A 17,375-nucleotide genomic window follows, 5' to 3' on the forward strand; every position below is an offset into this window, starting at 1 on the left:
ACCCTCATAAAAACTTTAGTATCAGTCTTCTAAAATCTGTATTTACAATCCCAATTTCATTGTTAACATCTTAAAAGAAACTTTCGATTGTAGTCATAAATTATATGCTCATGTTTTAATTGAAATACCTATATTTGTTTTTGACCAAAATGACTAACTAGTACATGGCGCACCGTTTAAAGAAAGAGAAAGACTACAGGTATATTGAAGTTGGAGAAGGCACACCAATAATTGTGCTTCATGGGTTGATGGGTGGATTGAGTAATTTTGATGCAGTCACAGATTTTTTCAGCCAAAAAGGCTACAAAGTCTTAATTCCGGAGCTACCAATTTACACCATGTCTCTCTTAAAAACCAATGTTAAAAGCTTTGCAAAATACTTATCAGATTTTATAGATTTTAAAGGTTTAGACAATGTTATCTTATTAGGAAACTCTTTAGGTGGCCATATTGGTTTATACCATACAAAACTATATCCAGAAAAAGTAAAAGCACTAATAATTACAGGAAGCTCAGGTTTATACGAAAGCGCTATGGGTGGTGGTTATACAAAACGTGGTGACTATGAAGTGATCAAGAAAAAAGCACAAGAAGTATTTTATGATCCAGCTGTTGCTACCAAGGAAATTGTTGATGAAGTTTACGAAACGGTTAATGACAGAAATAAACTCATTAAAACCTTAGCTATTGCAAAAAGTGCCATAAGACACAATATGGGTAAGGATCTTCCAAAAATGGTTTTACCAGTTTGTATCATTTGGGGTAAAAATGACACAGTTACTCCGCCTGAAGTTGCAGTAGAATTTAATCAGCTTTTACCAAATTCGGATTTATTTTGGATTGATAAATGTGGTCATGCAGCTATGATGGAGCATCCTGATGAGTTTAACCAAATCCTTCATGATTGGTTATCCGCTAAGAAATTATAGTTCTGTAACTACTAACTTTTAAGAACTATCATGATTATAAAAACTGCAGAATTTGTAATAAGTAATTCTGATGTGGACAAATGTCCAAAGGATCAGATACCAGAGTATGCCTTTATTGGTCGTAGTAATGTTGGCAAATCCTCATTGATCAACATGCTCACTAATCATAAAAATTTAGCAAAGACTTCTGGCAAACCTGGAAAAACACAACTCATCAATCATTTTTTAATCAACAAAGAGTGGTTTTTGGTAGATTTACCAGGTTATGGTTATGCCAGAGTTTCTAAAACAGCAAAAAAGAAATTTCAAAAGTTTATCACAAACTATTTTGAAAAACGGAGACAACTGGTTTCAGCATTTGTTCTGGTAGATGTAAGACACGAGCCTCAAAAAATTGATTTAGAGTTTATGGAATATTTAGGTGTTAATCAAATTCCGTTCTCTATCATATTTACAAAAGCTGATAAATTAAAACCTATGGCTATTGAGCGAAATGTAACAAATTATTGCCAAGAGCTACTTAAAACATGGGAAGTTGTTCCTAACTATTTTGTCACATCCTCTTCAAAAGCTATTGGTAGAGATGATGTATTACAATTTATAACAGACACCAATACAGAAATTGAAGCAATGCGTTAATTTAAATAATCTTGAAAGTTAATTTTCTTATTATTGGAGCAGCTAAATCAGCCACTACTAGTTTAAGTAATGCGCTAACAATGCATCCTGAGGTCTGTTTTAGCAATCCTAAAGAGCCTCAGTTTTTCAGTAAAAATGATTGGAGAGCACACCTTACGAGCTACCATTCTCAATTTGCAAAAAAAGCAAAATTATACGGAGAGGGTTCTACTAATTACACCAAGTATCCGTCATTTAATACCAATATTCATGATGACATCTATGAGTACAATCCAGACATGAAACTCATCTATATTATGCGTCATCCTATTGAAAGAATCATTTCTCATTACATTCACTCATACAACAGAGGTTATGAGACTTCTAAGCCAATTGATGATGCTATTATGTCTAATCCACATTACATCAATATTTCTCGCTATGCTATGCAGATAACACCATATATTGAACGGTTTGGACGTGACAAAATATTACTCTTGTTCTTTGATGATTTTATTTCGAAACCTCAAGAGGTTTTAGATCGAACATTTAAGTTTCTAAACGTAAATTCTATAACCGTTGACAAGAATGACCTAGATAGTAATAAAAGTTTCAATAGAAGTGTGTTACATTATAAATATGATCACCCGAAAACGCTTTCAGAAAAACTCAAAAAGGTTGGATTGATTATTAAAAATTACTTTAACTCAGACTTCATAAGTTCAAAGCCTCAAATTTCAGAAGCAACAAAAGCACACATCATCAATAGTGTAAAAGCTGATATTTCTGTTATTGAAACACTTACCAAAAGAGATTTATCGCATTGGTTAGATTATTAAGACTTCACGTCTAAAGCATCTCTGAGCGCATTACCAATAAGCATAAAAGCCATAACTAAGATCATAATACACAATCCTGGTATTAGTGCTAAATAAGGTTTTCCCAGAATGATATAATTGTAATGGTCTTTAATCATTGCTCCCCAACTTGCCATTGGAGGTTGCGCACCAATACCTAAAAAACTCAGTCCGCTTTCAATTAAGATTGCTGCTGCAAAATTGGCTGCAGAAATAACAATAATTGGTGCCATAATATTAGGCAAGATATGCTTAGTTATGATTCTATAATCGTTAAATCCCAAAGCTTTAGCTGCAGTAACATATTGCATTTCTTTGGCACTTATTATCTGACCTCTAACTACTCTTGCCACCTCAACCCACATTGTTAAACCTACTGCAATAAAAACTTGCCAAAACCCCTTATCAAGTGCTAATGTAATTGCAATAACTAGAAGCAGTGTTGGAATGGACCAAGTGACATTGATAATCCACATAATTAATGCGTCAGTCTTTCCGCCATAATATCCTGCTATACTTCCCATAAAAATACCAATGAGCAAAGAGATCAATACAGCAACAAATCCAATTGTAAACGATATTCTAGAGCCAATAAGAATTCTGCTTAATAAATCTCTTCCATACTTATCTGTTCCGAATAGAAAGGTTTTTGTTTCAATAAAAGGTTTGTAGTCTTGATTGGGAAACACATTTAATTCTATGGTCTTACTAACTCCTACAAGACCATCAGAGGCGTATTCTGTATAATGTAATTGATCATTTTCTATTGAATATTCTGAAATTGGAATTTCCTGATCTGTATTCTTTTTCCCAAATAACAATCTAGAGACCAAGCTTTGATCATCGACAATTTCAGAAGGAATTCTAAGCATTTCAACTTCAAATCCTGGTCGTTGTGAATGTATGGATAAATGCATTTGATTTGCATTTTGGGAATTATCTGGAGCAATGACATAAGCGAACAACGCTATAAGACCAATAAGAGCTATTAGCCAAAAACTCAAAACGCCCCAAAAGTTTTTCTTAAACTTTCGGAGCGCTAATTGTGTTAATGAGTCGCTTGATTTACTCATTTTAATTTTTTACAGACGTGGCTACCTTTTTAATTTCATAAGTCATTTTGAGGTCATTAAGTACATTCAAAGCTTCCTCAATATATACATCTTTACTAAGACTTACATGCCAACGCTTACGTTTTTCTCTTAAAACCGAATCTTTATCCATTAGTTCAATCTCATATGGTAATGATTGGAAAGTTAAATTTGTTTTATAATCTGATAACTTTTCAAATCGCTTAGATTCTTCTTCATTACTTTCAAGAGCCTTTTTGTAGTCTTCGTAGTTAAGTGAGTAAATTTCTCTATCTCTAATTTTCTTTACCCATTGTGCATTGGCATCGATAAGCTTTAACTGCTCATTGTTTGCCATTCGCTCTTTACTCTTAGCAATAGTAGTATCATAATCGTAATAGCTTCCCCATAGTTTATAGTCTACTGGATCTATTTTATCCCAAGGCAATGGATTTTCCTGATCTTTCTCTCCAATATCGATATAACTGTAACGATCTGGTACGACAACATCACTTTTAACACCTTCTAACTGTGTAGAGCCACCGTTAATTCTATAGAATTTTTGGGTAGTAAACTTTAAAGCTCCCATATCTCCGTTACTATTTTGTCTGACAATTCGGTTAAGGTCCAATACATTTTGCACAGTTCCTTTTCCGTAGGTTTGCTTACTTCCAATAACTATGGCTCTTTTATAATCTTGCATAGCAGCTGCTAAAATTTCAGAAGCAGAAGCAGAAAGCTCATTTACTAATATTACTAATGGACCATCCCAAACAATAGATCTGTCTTTATCTCTAAGGACTTCTTTTGGCTCTCCTGCTGTCTTCACTTGTACTATTGGTCCTTCATCGATGAACAATCCACCCATATCAACAACAGTTTGTAGAGATCCTCCTCCATTATTTCTTAGGTCTAGAACCAATCCTTCAACACCTTCAGATTTTAATCTTTCAATTTCCAACTTAATATCAGAGGCTGCATTTCGTTTGTTATAATCTTCAAAATCAACATAAAACTTTGGTAAGTTAATAACACCAAACTTCTTATTGTCTTTAATTACTGTTGATGATTTTGCATAGGTTTCTTCAAGCTCAACGATATCTCTTGTAATTGTAATATCTTCTATTTGGCCATCTACTTTTTTCAAAGTAAGTGTGACATCAGTACCTTTTGGGCCTTTTATAAATTTGATAGCATCGTCTAAACGCATGCCAACAATATTGATTCCTTCATCTTCATTTTCTTGTCTCACTTTGACGATTTGATCACCAACTTCTAATTCATTTTGTCTCCAAGCCGGACCACCACTAATGATTTCGTTAACGATAATCGCATCCATTTTTTTCTGTAGTCTTGCTCCAATACCTTCAAAATTACCAGACATGGCTACATCAAAACGATCTTTATCTTCTGGAGCAAAATAGAATGTATGCGGATCAAACTCTTCAACAATTGCGTTGATGTAGACAGCAAACCAATCTTTGCGTTGTCTGTCATCAATAAAATCATAAAGCTCATCAAGAGATCTTTCAGTAGCTTCTCGTGCTTCTTCTTCTAATTCGCTTAATGATTTTTTTACTTTCACATTTACAGCCTTTCCAGTTGATTTCTCAAGGTCAATATCACTATTTCCAGTTGAGGAATAATCAGCATTATTTGAATTTTTCTGATCAGAAATAAGATCATCATAATTAGCAATGGTTGAGAATTTAAGCTGTTTTCTCCAGCGTTCTTTCATTTCCTTTTTTGAATCTACATAATCTAAATCTTCATAATCAGTAGAAAACTCCTCTACTACAGAAAAATCAAAAGGTTCAGATAGTACATCCTTGTAAATTTCTTTTGATTCTTCGATTCGCTTCAATAATCGGTTATGAGTTAGATTGAAAAATGAAACATCGTAAGCTTTAAGCTGATCGTCAATTTGGTCTTTGTAAGCTTCAAATTCTTTGATATCTGAGGCATGGAAATAACGTTTAAAAGGATCTAATTGCTCGAGATAATCATCAAAAACTTCCTCAGAAAAACGGTCATTAAGATCTTGAGGGTTAAAGTGCCCTTCTTCTAATACATAAGTGATTAACTGAATGAGCAGCTTATCTTTATTTGGGTCTTGAAATTTTTTAGTTGTAAAACTGCACGAGGCAAAAGCTAAAAGTAAAACTAATAGCAGCAGTTTATAATTCCTCTTCATCATATCTGTAATTTTTTTTGTTATAAAACGCATTTACAAGAAATTAATTCTTTAGTCATGTAAAATAATGCTAAAATTTATAATTTCTACTAAAGTAATTGAAAAAATCATGCCAATAAAATCAAGTGCTACTAATTTTTTGTTAAACCTTTATTTATAGGAAATTCAAGCGTGTTTACCTATTTTTGCAAATACAAAATCCAGATACTTTATGTCAGAAAAACCTCTTATTTTAGTCACTAATGATGATGGAATTACAGCACCAGGTGTTAGAACTTTGATCGATGTGATGAAAACAATTGGAGATGTTGTAGTTGTTGCTCCTGATAGTCCGCAAAGTGGTATGGGACATGCTATAACGATAAACTCCACACTTCATCTTGATAAAGTGAGTAATAACAATATAGAAGAATATAGTTGTTCAGGTACACCTGCCGACTGTGTTAAATTAGGAATAAGACAAATACTAAAAAGACGTCCGGATCTTTGTGTATCTGGTATTAACCATGGCTCTAACTCATCAATTAATGTGATTTATTCAGGTACTATGAGTGCAGCTATTGAAGCTGGTATTGAAGGTATTCCTGCTATTGGATTTTCCTTATGTGATTACAATTGGAGTGCTAATTTTGACCATTGCAAATCATATGTAAAAGCTATAGCTGAAAATGTCTTAAAACATGGATTAGATCATGGCACTGTTTTAAATGTTAACTTTCCTAACCTAGAGAAGAGAGATATTAAAGGTGTTAAAATCTGTAGACAAGCTAAAGCAAATTGGGAGGAAGAGTTTGATAAACGACAAAACCCTTATGGGAAAGATTATTACTGGCTGACAGGTAAATTTGTCAATTTAGACCAGGGCGAAGATACTGATGAATGGGCACTTGCTAATGGTTATGTATCTTTAGTTCCTATTCAGTTTGATCTCACAGCGCACCATAGTATACAAAATTTAAACACTTGGGATTTTAATGAAAAATAAAGATTTAATAATTGGTCTAGTTGTTGGGATATTAGCTAGTGCTCTAGGTTTATTTATAGTACTGCTCATATTTGGTAAAGGAAACTCTATAGCAGATTCATTAGAAGTCTCCATTAATAGTGGTGTTTTTACTAAATTAATGAGTATGGGAGCGATTTTGAATTTGGGAGCTTTCTTCCTATTTATAAAAAGAAATGAAGATCGAAAAGCCAAAGGAGTTCTTATCGCAACAATTATTGTGGCTGTTCTCACCATAATCGTTAGATTTGCTTAACCCTTAATGGGCAAATTATTGAAATGAAATATTACATCATAGCTGGCGAGGCCTCTGGAGACTTACATGGTTCCAATTTGATGAAAGCATTACAAAAAGAAGATGGTAATGCCGATTTCAGATTTTGGGGAGGCGACCTTATGCAAGCTGTTGGTGGCACTCTGGTAAAACACTATAAAGAACGCTCTTTTATGGGTTTTGCTGAAGTCATCCTTAATCTCAGGAAGATACTCGGACTTATAAAATTTTGTAAAGATGATATAGATGACTTTAAGCCTGATGTTATCATTTTTATTGACAACTCCGGATTTAACCTTCGTATTGCGAAGTGGGCAAAAGAACAAGGCTATAGAACACATTATTATATTTCACCTCAGGTTTGGGCGTCAAGAGCAGGTCGCGTTGAAAAAATCAAGCGCGATATTGATGCCATGTATGTTATACTTCCTTTTGAAAAGGAATTTTATAACAAGTACGACTATAATGTCAATTTTGTGGGCCATCCCCTTATAGATGCCATTGCTGATAGAAATCAGGTTGACGAACATAGTTTTAGAAAAGATCATAAGCTTAGTGACAAACCTATAATAGCCCTTCTGCCTGGAAGTCGTAAACAAGAAATCACAAAAATGCTAGGTGTGATGTTGAGTTTGGTTGATGATTTTCCTGATTATCAATTTGTAATTGCAGGTGCTCCAAGTCAGGATTTTAGTTTTTATAAACCTTTTATCAAACAGGATAATGTGGCTTTTATTTCAAATAAAACCTATGATTTGCTTAGCGTATCTACCGCTGCCTTGGTAACTTCAGGAACTGCAACATTAGAAACAGCCTTATTTAAAGTTCCTCAAGTAGTTTGCTATAAGGCTAATGCAATTTCATATCAAATTGCTAAACGTATTATTACATTGAAATTTATTTCATTAGTTAACCTCATCATGGATCGTGAAGTTGTTACCGAATTAATTCAAGGTGACCTCAACAAAAAGCGTCTTAAAAAAGAACTCAATCGTATTCTAGATGAAGACCATCGTATCCAATTTTTTATTGACTATTACGATCTAGAAAAAAAATTAGGTGGAAAAGGTGCCAGTGAGAAAGCTGCTAAATTGATTTTTGAAAGTTGTAAATAAGATTGTTGAAAACACATATGCCATCCTAAAATCAAACAAAAAGAATTATATATTTTTAGGCATTATTTACAATTCATGAAAAAAATCATCCTACTTATTGCGCTTTGCTTCTGCTTTACTAATTGCAAATCGTCTAAACGTATTGTTACAAAAAAACCTAGAACTACCAATAAGACTGAAAGGTCAACGACTCCTGTATTAGCTTCCGCAGAGGTGAAGAACATCATTGATTACGCTAAAACTTTTGAAGGGACGCGCTACAAATATGGAGGCACAACCAAAAGAGGAATGGACTGTTCTGGTCTTGTAGTCACTGCTTTTAAAAAAGAAGATATCATATTACCTCGAACAACAGCAGATTTATCAAAACGTGGTGAATGGATTGACGTTAAGGATGTTCAAGAAGGTGACTTACTGTTTTTTGCAACTAAGAAAAATAGTAGAAAAATTAATCATGTAGGTATTGTTACTCAAAGCAGACCAGGTTATGTTGAGTTTATACACTCTACCACGAGCAGAGGCGTGATTACTTCTAAATTATCAGAGCGCTACTGGTATTTAGCCTATGTTCAAGCAAGACGAGTGATGTAGTTTATTTTCTATATATAGAATATTTACTATATTGAGTGTGTGAAACCACTCAATACGATAATAATAAATTTTACATTGTTCCTAACATTAGGGATTACTCTGGCGTATGGACTGAAAATCCATTTCACCCTTTCATTCTTTGGTGTACTGTCTGGATTTTTATTGCTTTCCGTTTTTTATTTTATTCCTAAACGGCAATTTCAAAACCGCATCTGGTTTGGCTTTGCTGCATATATATCAATGATAGGTTTAGGAATATTTACCTATACTATTCACGATCAAAAAAATAGCTCAAAACACTACTCTAAAGTTTCCGATCTAAAAAAAGGGACAGCTAACGCCATTACATTTAAGATTAGAGAGCGCTTAAAACCAAGTGCTTATTACGATAAGTATATCATAGATCTGATCAAAGTTGATGATGAATCTGTAATTGGCAAATCATTACTAAATATCAAAAAAGATACGATACAAAACAACTATAATATTGACGATGTGCTTTTGATATATTCAGAATTCAAAATCATACCCAATCTGTTAAATCCAAACCAATTTAACTACAAAGCTTACTTAGAGAAACAATATATCTATCATCAATTAGTTGTAGATGAACATTCGATATTAACGTTAAGATCTCAGCAAAATTCCTTATTTGGTTATGCCGAACGATTTCGTCAAAAGATCAATAGGAAATTAAAAACCTACAGTTTTAAGTCTGATGAATTGTCCATCATCAATGCACTATTGCTTGGTCAACGACAAGACATGGATCAAAGCGTGTACAATAGTTATGCTAATGCAGGAGCAATTCACATATTAGCCGTTTCGGGTTTACACGTTGGTATTATCCTTTTCATTTTAAACGTCATCCTTAAACCCATTGAACATATTAAACATGGTAGAACAATTAAAATCACCAGTATTTTATTACTGCTATGGAGCTTTGCAATTATAGCAGGATTATCTGCCTCTGTTACAAGAGCTGTTACCATGTTCAGCGTTGTAGCCATCGCGATAAATTTGAAACGAACTACAAATATTTACAATACACTAGCCATTTCAGTATTTATTCTTCTACTCTTCAAACCCATGTTCTTATTTGATGTTGGTTTTCAAATGAGTTATCTGGCAGTTCTTTCCATTGTATCAATACAACCTTTAATTTATAAACTATGGCGACCAAAATGGCGGATTACCAATTATTTCTGGCAGATCCTTACGGTTACTATTGCAGCACAAATGGGAGTTGTTCCTATAAGTTTATATTACTTTCACCAATTTCCCGGTTTATTCTTTGTATCTAATTTAGCAATTATACCTTTTCTCGGATTGATATTAGGCTTTGGAATAATCGTTATTGTTTTAGCATTATTTGATATACTTCCTTCAGCAATAGCAGATACCTACGGAACTATTATTGGTGGGATGAATGATTTAGTCTCTTGGGTATCTGAACAGGAGCAATTCCTATTTCGCAATATTTCTTTTGAACTTCCACAACTTATATCATGTTATCTCTTAGTGTTAGCTTTTACATTACTGTGGAAAGCACCAAATTATAAACGCCTCATGTTTTTACTAATTTCATTGCTATTGACTCAAGGTGCTTGGTTTTATTCAACAAATAAAAACTCTAAAAATACTTTTGTAATTTTTCATAAAAGTAGATATACCATGATTAGTCAGCAATCAAACTCAACATTGAGAGTATATGACAATCTGGATAGCATTGCTACATTAAATGATAAGGTTATTACAAACTATGATATAGGTCATTTTATAACATCTATTGAACGGGACAGCTTACAATCTGTATACCAATTTCAGAATAAAACCATTTTAGTGATTGATAGTTTAGGAGTTTACAATGTGAAAAGGTTTCAACCAGATTATGTATTACTTCGGAATTCACCACAAATCAATATGGAACGTTTAATCGATTCTATTCAACCACAACTCATCATTGCTGATGGGAGTAATTATAAATCTTATGTAAACCGATGGAAAGCAACATGTACAAAACGAAAACTCCCTTTTCATCATACAGGTGAAAAGGGAGCTTTTATTTTAAATAAGTAAGTAATTACTCTTGAAATTCTGCTTTAAAAGCCTTGTAATAGGTATTAAATTCTTCTTGCGTTTTGATGTTCTTATAGTCATCAGTATGGAACAACTTCAAATACAACTCTATTTGTTGTGGTCTCATATAGCCGCTGATAGGTTGAATCACTTTGCCTTCTTCATTAAAATAAACGATAGTAGGATAAGCCCTCACACCTAGTGCGCGTGTTAATTCATGTGCACTATTACGACGATTTTTCAATTCTTCTTTATAATTAGCATTTTTATATGCTTTTCCATTGTAATTGACAACGGAGTTTCCTTCGCCGTTAAATTTTACCGCATAGTAATTCTTATTGATATACTCAACAACATCCTTATTGTGAAATGTGTTTTTATCTAACATCTTACATGGACCACACCAATTGGTATAAACATCCATCATTATTTTCTTTGGATTTTTCTTTTGAGCCGCTAAAGCTTCTTCAAAGGACATCCAATTAATTTCCTGAACCTGGGCTAAAGCAAATGTTGATGACATCAACACTACTGCTAATAATAATACTCGTTTTCTCATAACTTGATTTGTTGCAAAAGGTATACCGAACTTACAAAAAATGCTCCTAATTAGGAGCATTTTGGGTTATTTTAACGATTTTATTCGATTAACGAACATTATGCATTAACTTCTTAAGTAATGGATTTAAAAGTATTGAAAGAATTCCTACACCTATAGGAATTAGGGTAAAAATCAAGAAGAACGTCCCTAAAGAATACTCTTCTGATATTTTATCTATCATCCCTCCCATTTTTCCAGCAGCCTTTTGACCAACAGCAATAGCTAAGTACCAAACTCCAAACATAAATCCAATCATTCTCGCAGGCACTAGTTTACTCAAATAAGAGAGTCCAACTGGCGATATACACAACTCTCCCATAGTGTGCAATAAATATGCAAGTACAAGGAATATCATACTCACCGATGCTGTTTTTGCACCTGATGGGATTTCAGAAGCGCCATAAGACAATATAGCAAATCCTAAACCTAATAATATAAGTCCAATTCCATATTTCATCGCAGCACTAGGATTGTATTTGCTTTCCCACCATTTAGAAAATAGAGGTGCTAGTGTGATTATGAAAAATGAATTTAATATAGCGAACCAAGAAGCTTCAACTTCTGTAACATCAGCTGAAAGTTTAACATACAATCTGTAAATCACCAACACCCACAGACCAAGAAAAGCAATTGCCAAAATAATATTTGACAGACCAATTCTTGAAAAAGTCTTTTTTGCGAGTAACCAAAGTACCCATGTGATAATGATTAAAGGTATTGTAGTTAAAAGAGTATCAACAACACTAAATATGGTACCTGCATTACCTTCTAAGGTACGATCTGTAAAGTCTCCAGCAAATAGGGCCATAGAACCTAAAGATTGTTCAAAAAACGCAAAGAAAAACACCGTGAATACTCCAAAAATAGACACTGCTATAATACGATCTCTAACAATTGGAATATAGCGTATTATACGAATGACAAGTAAAATTAAAAACAATAATAACGCAACTAAAACCACTACATTAGTGCCGCTTAAACTTCCTACTTCAAATGGCAAAATATTGATGTCTCCTATTTTTTCGATTGGATCATTAAACAAATACAATAAACCGCCAATCGATGATAATACAATCAATACTTTATCAAATAAAGTAAATGGATTTAACTTTTCATCTACCTCAGCCTCTTCATGTTCAGCTGGGCTTTCTTCATTTATGTTTTGAGGTAACTCAACCTGATGTACTTTAGATGGTTTTGCACCAATACTCCCAAATAGGCTACCTGCCAACCAAAATTGCAACATCCCTAACATCATAAAAATTCCAGCCAGTCCAAACCCCCAAGACCAACCATAAGTCTCACCTAAATATCCACAAAGTAGCATACCAAAGAACGCACCTGCGTTAACACCCATATAAAAGATGGTATAAGCACCATCTTTTTTAGCCTCTTTACCTTTATACATTTCAGATATAATAGAGGTAATATTAGGCTTAAAAAATCCTGTTCCAATAATCAATAAAGCTAATCCGAGATAAAAAGTAAATGTTGTTTCTAAAGCCATAGAAGCATGCCCAAGTGTCATAATTATACAACCAATTACTACTGCAATTCTGTAACCAGTTATTTTATCCGCAATCCAACCACCAATAATAGGTGTTAAATAGAGTAAAGACGCATAGGTTCCAATCAAAGACAAAGCGTTTTCGCTAGACCAATCTAAGCCTGGATTATCTCCTATAAGAGGAGCGGTCAGAAAGTATACAAGAAGAATTCGCATTCCGTAGAATGAAAAGCGTTCCCACATTTCAGTAAAAAATAAAACAAACAGTCCGGCTGGATGACCAATGACTTTGTCTTTAAAAAGATTTTCGATATCTGTATTCATAGGAAATATATTTAGTTAGAAAAGAGAAGCCCTTATCCTGCTGCAATGAGCATAGCAAGGGCTTATATATGTGTTTACTAGTCGTTAATACTAGGATCTGCCAATTCATATGGTTCCTGCTCAAGCATTTCATGCTCATGGTCTTCTGCACCGTGAGTTAACTTTTTCAATTTTTTAAGGAATAAAATTAATAATAACCCAAAAGCAACTGTAAAGATTACCAACCATTTAAACGTAGCATATTCTTGTTCACTCTGCTGCTCTTCAAGTACGAAAGATACGCCATAGTCTTTCCCATCTCCTTTATTTCCAATAATCTGAGCTTTATCTTTATCTTTTTCGAAAACAAGTTTTGCATGGTATGGATTTGAAGCAGTCACATTATTCTCGGTTAGAGTAGTCATTAATTCGGCTGTATTTGAATCCTCACCTGAAGACAATTCAAACAACATATTAAGATCTGTGCCTGTTTCATATTCTTTAAAAACTACTTTACCATTCTCAGGATATACTTTAGACTTTATGCTAAAGTTTTTGTCTTGATTAATTGGGTAATCATAGATATCAACAATTTTCTTATCTAAATTCTTGATTTCCATTGAGTCCTTTGACATAAACGGTAACACCTCTTGCTTACTAACAACCATGGTTCCCTCAAAAGGTTCTAACTGAGCTGATTCACCAATACTACCAGCCAATTTATTTCCAAAACCAGTTGCTGCAAAATATACACCCATCATAATAGATGCATACTTTAAAGGTGCTAGTTTAGTAATGAATGACAGTGCCACAGGTGATGTACATAGCTCGCCTATAGTATGAAATAAATATGCCAAGAAGATCCATATCATAGCAGCTTTACCGAAGGTTTCTGCACTAGCTTCTTGAGAGGCAAACATCATAAAAACATAACCTAGTCCCATGATAATTGTACCTACTGCCATTTTAAATAGAGATGACGACTCTCTCCCTTTCTTCTTCCACCAAATCCAGAATCCTCCAATAACAGTTCCGAATATAATAATGTATCCAGCATTAAGAGATTGAAATACAGCAGCTGGAATTTCTGCAAGCGAACTCCAACCCGTTGTTCTGTCTACTTTTGCATCTGTGTAAAGATTCATCAATCCTCCTGCTTGTTCGAAAGCTCCCCAAAACACAACAACTATCAAGAAAGATATGAGTAATACAACAACACGATCTTTTTCAATTGTATTAAGTGGTCTTTTTGCTGCCAGACGTTCTTCCTCAGAAGCTTCACTACCTCCAGTGAACTCACCAACACCTTTTAAGAATTTTTGTCCCCAAATAAATACAATTTGACCAAGCACCATTCCTATTCCTGCTAATCCAAATCCATAGTGCCAACCATAATAATAAGCTACCAGACCCACAGTAATACTGGCTAAGAATGCACCAATATTAATTCCTATATAGAATATGGTGAAACCACTATCACGACGAATATCGCCCTCTTTATAAAGCCCACCTACCATAGTAGATATATTTGGTTTTAGACCACCAACACCCAAGATAATTAAAATTAATCCGGTGAAAAACGCCCAGTTTTGAGGAATAGCTAGTATTCCGTGTCCGAAACAAAGCAATAGTCCTCCAAGCATTACAGTTTTCTTTTGTCCTAAAAACTTATCAGCAATCCATCCACCAGGAATAGAAGCTACATATACCAACATTGTATACCATCCATATAACCAAATGGCATCCTTATTGCTCCAGCCCAGACCTGGATCAATTGCAGTGGCAGAAGTTGCCATGTATAGTACTAATATTCCACGCATTCCATAGTAAGAAAAACGCTCCCACATTTCAGTAAAGAATAGTACAAAAAGACCTACTGGATGTCCAAATAGCTCTTTACGATTTTGATTAACTGTTGCTGTTGACATATATTTATGATTATTAGTTAGTTTTTATCCTTTGACCTTGACTTGCTCTTCCTTTTCTTTAGTTGACATGTCACGTTCTTTTCCTAAAGTGTTATGAATGAAATTTGTCATTTTTTTGTACAAATGCAATCTGGTGTTTCCACCATAAATACCATGATTCTTATCTGGATAGATCATCCAGTCAAATTGTTTATCGGCTTGAATTAGAGCTTCGACCATTCTCATAGTATTTTGAACATGCACGTTGTCATCTCCTGTTCCGTGTATTAATAAGAAATCTCCTTTGAGTTTACCTACATGATTAATGGGAGAATTTTCATCATATCCCGAAGGGTTTTCCTGAGGTGTGGTCATGTAACGTTCTGTATAGATGGTATCGTAAAATCTCCAGCTTGTTACTGGTGCTACTGCTATAGCCATTGAGAACGTATCATTACCCTTAAATAAGGCATTACTACTCATAAAGCCTCCGTAGCTCCATCCCCAAATTCCAATATTATTCTCATCGATATATGAACGTTGAGCTAACTGTTTTGCAGCAGCTATTTGATCTTCTACTTCATATTTACCCAATTCGTTTTGAGTTACTTTTTTGAAATTAGCCCCTTTGTACCCTGTTCCTCTTCCGTCGATACACACAACAATGTAACCTTCTTGTGCTAAGTGTTGATACCAATAATCGTTAGAACCATTCCATCGGTTAGCAACCTGTTGTGAACCTGGTCCAGAATATTGGTACATAAATAATGGATACGTCTTATTCTCATCAAAATCTGCTGGCTTGATCATCCACATATTAAGTTCATTTCCATTAACCTTGATTGTGCTAAATTCTTTTTGTGAGGTTTTGTACTGTGCTAATTTTTGGGCTAGTTTATCATTATCTTTGATACTCTTGACCAAATTACCAGTCTTAGAATTATTGAGTGTATATTCTGGCGGATTTGTTGCACTTGAATAGGAGTTAATAAAATAAGTGAAGTCTGCACTAAATGATGCCGAATTGGTTCCTACGCTCTTCGTTAAGCGTTGCTTATTCTTTCCGTTAAGACCTATGGAATAGACGCTTCGGTTTATAGAACCATCTTCTGTAGACTGATAAAATATACGTTTAGATTTATCATTGTAGCCATAGTAATTCGTGACTTCCCATTCTCCAGAAGTGACTTGATTGATCAGCTTTCCATTTTTATCATAATGATAAATATGATTCCATCCGTCTTTTTCACTCGTCCAGATAAAACTATTATCCTTAAGAAATGTCAAATTGAAAGTCACATCAACATAGGCTTTATCTGTTTCGGCTAAAACCAAATCACCAACTAAACTTTCAGCATTGATCATCCAAAGATCTAATTCATTTTGATGTCTGTTCATGTATTGAGCACTCAATACATTAGAATCATTGGTCCATTTAATTCTTGGAATATAAAAATCGCTATACGTCTTATCTAGCTTTACTTCGTTAGCTTTATTCTTAGCCAGGTCATAGATATGTAGCGATACATCAGAGTTGGTTTCTCCTGCTTTTGGGTATTTAAACACCTGTTGTGTTTGATATAATTGCTGACCATAAACATCCATAGAAAATTCTGGAACATCAGTTTCATCAAAGCGAATAAAAGCTATTTTATCACTTCCTTTATTCCATTCAAAAGCTCTAACAAAACTAAATTCTTCTTCATAAACCCAGTCGGTAATTCCGTTAATGATTTTATTTTTCTCACCATCAAATGTGATCTGTTGAGTTTTACCAGTATTGAGATCTTTAACATAAAGGTTATTATTGAAACCATATCCTATTTTAGTTCCATCTGGAGAGAACGTTGGTTCTTGAATTTTATCCTCGGAAACCAGAGTTGTTGTATTACTTTCAGTATCATAGACAAAATATTTCCCTAACGTTGAGCGTCTAAAAATAGGCTCAACCTCAGTGGCAAGCAATACTTTGGTTTCGTCTTTACTAAATGTATAATTTGTAAAATATGCAATATCATTGATGTCGGCTGAATTTACTAAGGTTTTCACCTTGCTCAGTGTTTTGTAGTCGTAGATATCAATTTGAGACGTCCTATTTGCAAAATTTAATACCGAATATTGTTGTCCGTTCTTCATGGAATGCAGAGCATCCATTCGTTCGGTTCTAAAGCTTCCATCCCATATTTCCTCAAGTGTGATTTCTTTATTTTGTGCTGAGGCTAAAGCGGTTACAAAAAATACAAGAAGTGCAAAAGATTTCAATATGTTCATAGGGTTATTTTTTTGATAAAATAATGTCAAGTTTACTAAAAATAATGCAAAAAACC

The 17,375-nt window shown here is 34.0% G+C and carries 14 protein-coding genes; 8 read left to right on the top strand and 6 right to left on the bottom strand.

Annotation, left to right across the window (positions count from 1 at the left end; translation table 11 throughout):
- The first annotated feature begins 164 nt into the window (after positions 1–164).
- From Q0951_RS15190 to Q0951_RS15200, 3 genes are read left to right on the top strand one after another with little or no spacing between them, the layout of a single operon-like run.
- Positions 165–929: an alpha/beta hydrolase gene (locus tag Q0951_RS15190; RefSeq protein ID WP_299338646.1), complete on the top strand. Its 765-nt coding sequence runs from the start codon at positions 165–167 to the stop codon at positions 927–929.
- A 30-nt stretch (positions 930–959) separates the two neighbouring features.
- Complete coding sequence (yihA, locus tag Q0951_RS15195; protein WP_299338649.1) at positions 960–1,568, top strand: ribosome biogenesis GTP-binding protein YihA/YsxC; 609 nt, start codon at positions 960–962, stop codon at positions 1,566–1,568.
- 11 nt (positions 1,569–1,579) lie between these two features.
- Positions 1,580–2,386: a sulfotransferase gene (locus Q0951_RS15200; RefSeq protein WP_299338652.1), complete on the top strand. Its 807-nt coding sequence runs from the start codon at positions 1,580–1,582 to the stop codon at positions 2,384–2,386.
- On the opposite strand, the gene Q0951_RS15205 is transcribed toward Q0951_RS15200, so the two are convergent.
- Positions 2,383–3,477: an ABC transporter permease gene (locus Q0951_RS15205; protein ID WP_299338654.1), complete on the bottom strand. Its 1,095-nt coding sequence runs from the start codon at positions 3,475–3,477 to the stop codon at positions 2,383–2,385. The two genes, Q0951_RS15200 and Q0951_RS15205, sit on opposite strands and share 4 nt — an antisense overlap.
- 1 nt (position 3,478) lies before the next feature.
- Positions 3,479–5,668 carry a carboxy terminal-processing peptidase gene (locus Q0951_RS15210; protein WP_299339142.1) on the bottom strand — a complete coding sequence of 730 codons (2,190 nt, stop codon included), beginning with the start codon at positions 5,666–5,668 and terminating at the stop codon, positions 3,479–3,481.
- A 211-nt stretch (positions 5,669–5,879) separates the two neighbouring features.
- Here Q0951_RS15210 and surE point away from each other — a divergent pair, with 211 nt between their 5' ends.
- The 5 genes from surE (at position 5,880) to Q0951_RS15235 (ending at position 10,730) form a co-directional block, all read left to right on the top strand.
- On the top strand, positions 5,880–6,653 hold the full coding sequence (surE, locus tag Q0951_RS15215; RefSeq protein WP_299338655.1) for a 5'/3'-nucleotidase SurE: 774 nt from the start codon (positions 5,880–5,882) through the stop codon (positions 6,651–6,653).
- Positions 6,643–6,927: a hypothetical protein gene (locus tag Q0951_RS15220; RefSeq protein WP_299338657.1), complete on the top strand. Its 285-nt coding sequence runs from the start codon at positions 6,643–6,645 to the stop codon at positions 6,925–6,927. The genes surE and Q0951_RS15220 overlap by 11 nt, the downstream gene beginning before the upstream one ends.
- 23 nt (positions 6,928–6,950) lie before the next feature.
- Complete coding sequence (gene lpxB / locus Q0951_RS15225; RefSeq protein WP_299338660.1) at positions 6,951–8,060, top strand: lipid-A-disaccharide synthase; 1,110 nt, start codon at positions 6,951–6,953, stop codon at positions 8,058–8,060.
- Between the two features lie 75 nt (positions 8,061–8,135).
- Positions 8,136–8,651 (top strand): C40 family peptidase, encoded by a 516-nt coding sequence (locus Q0951_RS15230; protein WP_299338662.1) that lies wholly within the window; start codon positions 8,136–8,138, stop codon positions 8,649–8,651.
- Between the two features lie 75 nt (positions 8,652–8,726).
- Positions 8,727–10,730, top strand: coding sequence for a ComEC/Rec2 family competence protein (locus tag Q0951_RS15235; RefSeq protein ID WP_299338665.1), 2,004 nt, complete (start codon positions 8,727–8,729; stop codon positions 10,728–10,730).
- 4 nt (positions 10,731–10,734) lie between these two features.
- On the opposite strand, the gene Q0951_RS15240 is transcribed toward Q0951_RS15235, so the two are convergent.
- From Q0951_RS15240 to Q0951_RS15255, 4 genes are all read right to left on the bottom strand, one after another.
- On the bottom strand, positions 10,735–11,289 hold the full coding sequence (locus Q0951_RS15240; RefSeq protein ID WP_299338667.1) for a thioredoxin fold domain-containing protein: 555 nt from the start codon (positions 11,287–11,289) through the stop codon (positions 10,735–10,737).
- An 88-nt stretch (positions 11,290–11,377) separates the two neighbouring features.
- Positions 11,378–13,162 (bottom strand): peptide MFS transporter, encoded by a 1,785-nt coding sequence (locus Q0951_RS15245; RefSeq protein WP_299338670.1) that lies wholly within the window; start codon positions 13,160–13,162, stop codon positions 11,378–11,380.
- Between the two features lie 77 nt (positions 13,163–13,239).
- Entirely contained in the window at positions 13,240–15,069 is a 1,830-nt protein-coding gene (locus Q0951_RS15250) for a peptide MFS transporter (RefSeq protein WP_299338673.1), read from the bottom strand.
- A 24-nt stretch (positions 15,070–15,093) separates the two neighbouring features.
- Positions 15,094–17,319, bottom strand: a complete 2,226-nt coding sequence (locus Q0951_RS15255) for a S9 family peptidase (RefSeq protein WP_299338675.1) — start codon at positions 17,317–17,319, stop codon at positions 15,094–15,096.
- Between the last annotated feature and the right edge of the window lie 56 nt (positions 17,320–17,375).

The organism is uncultured Psychroserpens sp., assembly GCF_947501425.1.
GTDB lineage: Bacteria > Bacteroidota > Bacteroidia > Flavobacteriales > Flavobacteriaceae > Psychroserpens.

Bases quoted from the DNA above. Each gene is read 5' to 3' on its own strand.
- Q0951_RS15190 (WP_299338646.1), top strand. From the start codon at position 165: ATGGCGCACCGTTTAAAGAAAGAGAAAGACTACAGGTATATTGAAGTT.
- yihA (WP_299338649.1), top strand. From the start codon at position 960: ATGATTATAAAAACTGCAGAATTTGTAATAAGTAATTCTGATGTGGAC.
- Q0951_RS15205 (WP_299338654.1), bottom strand. From the start codon at position 3,477: ATGAGTAAATCAAGCGACTCATTAACACAATTAGCGCTCCGAAAGTTT.
- Q0951_RS15210 (WP_299339142.1), bottom strand. From the start codon at position 5,668: ATGAAGAGGAATTATAAACTGCTGCTATTAGTTTTACTTTTAGCTTTT.
- surE (WP_299338655.1), top strand. From the start codon at position 5,880: ATGTCAGAAAAACCTCTTATTTTAGTCACTAATGATGATGGAATTACA.
- Q0951_RS15220 (WP_299338657.1), top strand. From the start codon at position 6,643: ATGAAAAATAAAGATTTAATAATTGGTCTAGTTGTTGGGATATTAGCT.
- lpxB (WP_299338660.1), top strand. From the start codon at position 6,951: ATGAAATATTACATCATAGCTGGCGAGGCCTCTGGAGACTTACATGGT.
- Q0951_RS15230 (WP_299338662.1), top strand. From the start codon at position 8,136: ATGAAAAAAATCATCCTACTTATTGCGCTTTGCTTCTGCTTTACTAAT.
- Q0951_RS15240 (WP_299338667.1), bottom strand. From the start codon at position 11,289: ATGAGAAAACGAGTATTATTATTAGCAGTAGTGTTGATGTCATCAACA.
- Q0951_RS15245 (WP_299338670.1), bottom strand. From the start codon at position 13,162: ATGAATACAGATATCGAAAATCTTTTTAAAGACAAAGTCATTGGTCAT.
- Q0951_RS15250 (WP_299338673.1), bottom strand. From the start codon at position 15,069: ATGTCAACAGCAACAGTTAATCAAAATCGTAAAGAGCTATTTGGACAT.
- Q0951_RS15255 (WP_299338675.1), bottom strand. From the start codon at position 17,319: ATGAACATATTGAAATCTTTTGCACTTCTTGTATTTTTTGTAACCGCT.